This is a genomic window from Roseisolibacter sp. H3M3-2 (assembly GCF_029211165.1).
GTDB lineage: Bacteria > Gemmatimonadota > Gemmatimonadetes > Gemmatimonadales > Gemmatimonadaceae > Roseisolibacter.
The window spans coordinates 1-4,286 of the sequence record NZ_JARGEK010000384.1; the positions used below are offsets into that span (position 1 = coordinate 1).

The following is a 4,286-nucleotide window of genomic DNA, read 5'->3' on the forward strand; positions in this document are numbered from 1 at the left end:
CGATGAGGCAGGCGCGCGTGGCCGGCGCGGTGCTCGGCGGCGTGGTGGCGCGCGCGGCGGCCAGCGCCGCGGCGGTCGTCGCCCCTGCATCCCCGGCGGCCACGCAGGTCGAGCGGCTCTACTTCGGCCGCAACGTCGGCGACACGGCCGTGGTGAGCGACTCCGCGTGGGCGGCGTTCGTGCACGCCGTGCTGACGCCCGCCTTCCCCGACGGCGCCACGATCTGGGCGGCCGACGGCCGGTGGCGCGCGCGCGACGGCCGGGCCGTGCGGGAGCCGAGCTTCGTCGTGGAGCTCGTGCACGCGCCGACGCCGGACGCCGACGCGCGTGTGCGGCGCGTGGTCGCGGCGTACAAGCGGCGGTTCGGCCAGCAGGCCGTGCTGCGCGTCGTGATGGCGGCGCGCGCGGAGCTCTGAACGCCCGGGCCGCCGCCGATCTCGCGGCGGCGGCCCGGACGCCGGCGCGCCTACGCCGCCGCGCGCGCCGTCAGCGTCGCCGGGTCGTAGACGAATCGCTCGTGCACGACGCGCGACTCGCCCCCCTCGTCGCGCCACGTCTGGAGCGCGAGCTGGTCGAACCGGAGCCGGACCCCGTCGGCGTCGGTGAAGTCGAGCAGCCAGCGGATCACCGCGTGGTCGCCGTCCACCAGCACCAGCCGCGCGCGGCTCTCGTGCACGTCGCGGATGCGGGCGACGAACGCGCGCTCGCGCTCCCGGTTGGCGCCCTTGCCGACGGTCGGCGGCGCGAGGTTCTCCTGCATGACGACGTCGTCGGCGTAGAAGCGCTCGAACGCGTCGAGTGGGCGGCCCTGCTCGACGAGGGCCACGAGGGCGTGGACGTGGAAGGGGAGCGGCACGGGATGCGGTTCCGGCAGGACGAGGGTGGGCGCGCCGCACGGCGCGCGCGGTGGGAAGTCCGGGGAGGCGCTGGCGGGCGCGAGCCACGAGCCGCGCGCCAGCGAGGCGGGGACGCTCATCGGACGGTGACCTCGCGCGTCATGCCGTGCTGCACATGCGAGCGCCCGTCGGTCGCGTCGGGGAGGAAGCACAGCAGCGCGTACGTGCCGGGCGTCAGCGACAGCGCGATCGACGCGACCTCGCCGCGCGACAGCGCCGTCGTCCCGCCGACCAGCGCGCCGGGGGGCGGCCCGTCGAGCGCGGCCGCCCAGCGCAGCACGTCCGCGACCCGCTTGCCGGGGGCGAGGCGGAACACCGCGATCTCGTGCGGCTGCGCCGCGCGGTTCTCGACCCGCACCGTCTGCCGGCCGGCGCGCCACGCCGGCTCCAGCACGAAGCCGTAGTCGTCGAGGACCACGCGCGCCGTCGGCGTCGCGACGCGAGCCGGCGACCGCTCGGCGCGCGGGGGCGCCGGGGCGGGCGTGACCACCAGCGTGCGGACCATCCCCTTCGACATGTGCGGCGTGTGGTCGGCGGGGGACGGGATGGGGCAGATCAGCGCGTACCGCCCGGGCGCGAGGTCGAGCGTCACCGCCAGGTCGTCGGCCGGGCCGGCGGCGCGTCCGCCACCCGGCGACGGCGGCGGCGCGATGGGACCGCCCACGAACGTCGCCCACGCGGGCGCGGGGCGGCGCGCGGCGAGGTGCGCCGCGAGCTCCTCGGCGGTGTGCCCGTCCGCCAGGCGCGCGACCTCGAGGACGTGCAGCTCGCGCCCGGCGTTCTTCACGCGCAGGCGGATGCGCCCCGCCGCGACGGTGTCGGCCGCGTGGAAGGCGAAGTCGGAGGCGGTGACGTCCAGCGTGCGCACGGCGGTGCGCGACGGGCGGCTGGGCGGCGGCGCGTCGGCGGCGGCCAGCACGGGGAGCACGGCGACGGCGGCGACGAGGACGGCATGCACTGCCCGCCGGCGGTCCACGGCGGCGCGGTGCGTGGGAGTGTGCGATGTGCTCGACATGAGCGATCGATGCGGTCTGCGGGTGAGGACGGAGGCGGAGTCCCCCGCCGGACCGCAAGCTGCCCGCGCCGGCGTCACCCGGCTTGGTCGTTTGCGACGTCCGCGCGACGTCGCGTGTCGCATCCGTACAAGCGCGCGGGTGACGGAGCGCGCTGACGCATCGGTTCAAGCCGCGCGCGGCGGCGCGACGCACCATGGGCGGACCGCGCGCCGACCGGCGCGCCCCGACGTCCTCTCATCGCGAGTCCGATCCCGTGCCGCATACACCATCGCTCCGGCGCGCCGCGCGCGCCGTGCTCCCCGCCCTCCTCTCGCTCGCCGCCACGCTCGCCCCGGCCCCCGCGCACGCGCAGGCCGAGTGCGCGGCCGGCACGCTCGCCGCGTACCTCGCGCCCGGCTTCGCGTGCCGCATCGACGCGTGGGCCTTCGACGAGTTCGACTACTTCACCTTCGTGGACGCGAGCCCCGGCGTGTCGACCTTCGTCCCCGACGCCGAGCTGCTCGACGTGCTCCCGTTCCGCAGCGTCGACGCGGACGGGCGCGTGTCCGTCGGCTTCGAGTTCCTCGGCCTCCTGTCGAACGTGACCACCACCGCGTCGCAGCGCGGCGACGAGCGCGGCACGGCGGTGGCCCAGGTCGAGTTCCTCGCGCACTCCCTGCTGCCGGCGGTCGGGCTGGTCGGCGCGCGCGCCGGGCTGTCGGCCGTGCTCGACGGGACGCAGCCGGCGACCGCGTTCGCCCTCTCGCAGAGCTTCGCGCAGGTGGTCGACATCGCCGGCGCCGGGGCGTGCCTCGACGCGGCCACCCTGTCGCCGGACACGCCCGGCTTCGCGTCCGACGAGCACGCGGGCACGTGCGCCGACGGTCCGTCGCGCGAGCTGGTGGTGCTCGCCGGCAGCATCGCGCGCCTCGACCGCGACGGCGACGACCGCGCGGCGACGCTCTTCGCGTTCACGGGGGGCTCGGTGGAGCGCGTCACCCTCGTCACCACGCAGGTCGTGCCCGAGCCGTCGACGCTGGCGCGCGCGGCGTCGGGGCTCGTCGGGCTCGCGGCGGCCGCGCGTCGGCGCGCGGGCGCGCGCGCGGGCGCCACGCCCCGTCCCCCGGCGTCGTGACGCGGCCGGCCTACGCCATCCGGGCGGCCGGCGTCGGGTGCGGGCTCGCCGGGCTCACCTTCTTCGGCGACCTCGCGCTGCACCGCGTCTCCCCACTGCTCGGCCGCGGCTACTACCCGGTCGCGGCGCTCGTCGGGATCGGCTTCGCCGTCGCCGCGTTCGGGGTGCGGCGCGTCGCGGTCGGTGCGCGCGGGTGGCCGCGCGCGCTCGGGGCCGCGGGCGCGGCGTTCGCCGCCCTCGGCGCGCTGCTCTGGCTCGCCGCGTTCGCGCTGCTCGCCGTGCGCCCCGGCGCGCGCTTCACGCAGAAGCTCACCCCCGGCGGCTCGCTGCTGCTGGCGCTCGGCATGCTCGCGCTGGGGGCCGCGGTGCTCGGGTCGCGTCGCGCGTCCGGGTGGCGGCGCGCGGCGCCGCTGCTGGTCGGGGCGTACTTCCCGCTGCAGCTGGTGCTCCAGCTCGCGTTCTTCCTCGGCGGGCGCGACGGCGTCCCCGGCCCGCGCGGCGAGCTGCTCGGCGCCTGGGGGCTGCTGTGGGCGTGGCTTGGCGTCGGCCTGGCCACGGGTCCGGCCGGGCGGCCGGAGGGACGCGCGCCCGCCTGACCCGCGGGCGTTGCGGCGGGCCCGGGTTGGCGCATTCGTTCAAGGCGGCGCGGCCGTCCGGCGCTAGCATGCCGGGGGGCGCCCTTTTGTTCGGGCGCCCGTCCCGCCTCCCCGCCCTCCCGATGTCGTCGACGCCACCCCCGCCCACCGGACACCCGACGCCGCCCGGCGCGCTCGACGAGCCGGCGCCGCTGGCGACGCTGGTGATGCTGCCGCCGCCGGCGGACCTCGCGCCGCACGTCGAGTACCTGTGGCAGCTCGTGCTGGCGGCGGGCGCGCCGGCGGGGGCGTGCTGGCGCGTCGTCGCCGACGGCTACGTCGACCTCTCGGTGCGCACGCCGCTCGACGCCGAGCCGCTGCGCGCGGTGTCGGCCGAGCCGTGGCGCCTCGACCGGCGCCGCGAGGCCGTGGCGTTCCTCGCGTCGCGCCCCGCCGTCGTCTGCAACGCGGCGACGACGGCGCGGGCGCTGCCGATGGACGGGCCGCTGCTCGTCACCGGCGCCCGCTTCCGGCTCGGCGCGGTCCCCGCCCTGCTCCGCACCCCGGCGCTGGCGCTCGTCGACGGCGCGCGCCCGCTCGACGACGTGGTCGGCGCGCGCGCCGCCGCCGCGGGGTGGGCGGCGCGCGTCGCGGTCGCGCCGCGCCACGTGACGGGGAAGTCGGA

The 4,286-nt window shown here is 78.6% G+C and carries 6 protein-coding genes; 4 read left to right on the forward strand and 2 right to left on the reverse strand.

Translation table 11 applies throughout. From position 1 onward, the window contains the following. A partial coding sequence (locus tag PYV61_RS21540; RefSeq protein WP_275835527.1) for a DUF3574 domain-containing protein occupies nucleotides 1-416 on the forward strand: 416 nt, incomplete at its 5' end. Nucleotides 417-466: 50 nt separating this feature from the next. Here the strand turns inward: PYV61_RS21540 and PYV61_RS21545 are convergent. Next, on the reverse strand, nucleotides 467-976 hold the full coding sequence (locus PYV61_RS21545; protein WP_275835529.1) for a nuclear transport factor 2 family protein: 510 nt from the start codon (nucleotides 974-976) through the stop codon (nucleotides 467-469). Beyond that, nucleotides 973-1,854, reverse strand: coding sequence for a hypothetical protein (locus PYV61_RS21550; protein WP_275835531.1), 882 nt, complete (start codon nucleotides 1,852-1,854; stop codon nucleotides 973-975). Before PYV61_RS21550 ends, PYV61_RS21545 begins: the two co-directional genes overlap by 4 nt. Before the next feature lie 311 nt (nucleotides 1,855-2,165). Between PYV61_RS21550 and PYV61_RS21555 the strand changes: the two genes are divergently transcribed. From PYV61_RS21555 to PYV61_RS21565, 3 genes are all read left to right on the forward strand, one after another. Beyond that, nucleotides 2,166-3,026 carry a hypothetical protein gene (locus PYV61_RS21555; RefSeq protein WP_275835533.1) on the forward strand — a complete coding sequence of 287 codons (861 nt, stop codon included), beginning with the start codon at nucleotides 2,166-2,168 and terminating at the stop codon, nucleotides 3,024-3,026. Beyond that, nucleotides 3,023-3,622 (forward strand): hypothetical protein, encoded by a 600-nt coding sequence (locus PYV61_RS21560; protein ID WP_275835535.1) that lies wholly within the window; start codon nucleotides 3,023-3,025, stop codon nucleotides 3,620-3,622. The genes PYV61_RS21555 and PYV61_RS21560 overlap by 4 nt, the downstream gene beginning before the upstream one ends. 122 nt (nucleotides 3,623-3,744) lie before the next feature. Further along, on the forward strand, nucleotides 3,745-4,286 hold a 542-nt coding region (locus PYV61_RS21565; protein ID WP_275835537.1), incomplete at its 3' end, for a DUF6597 domain-containing transcriptional factor.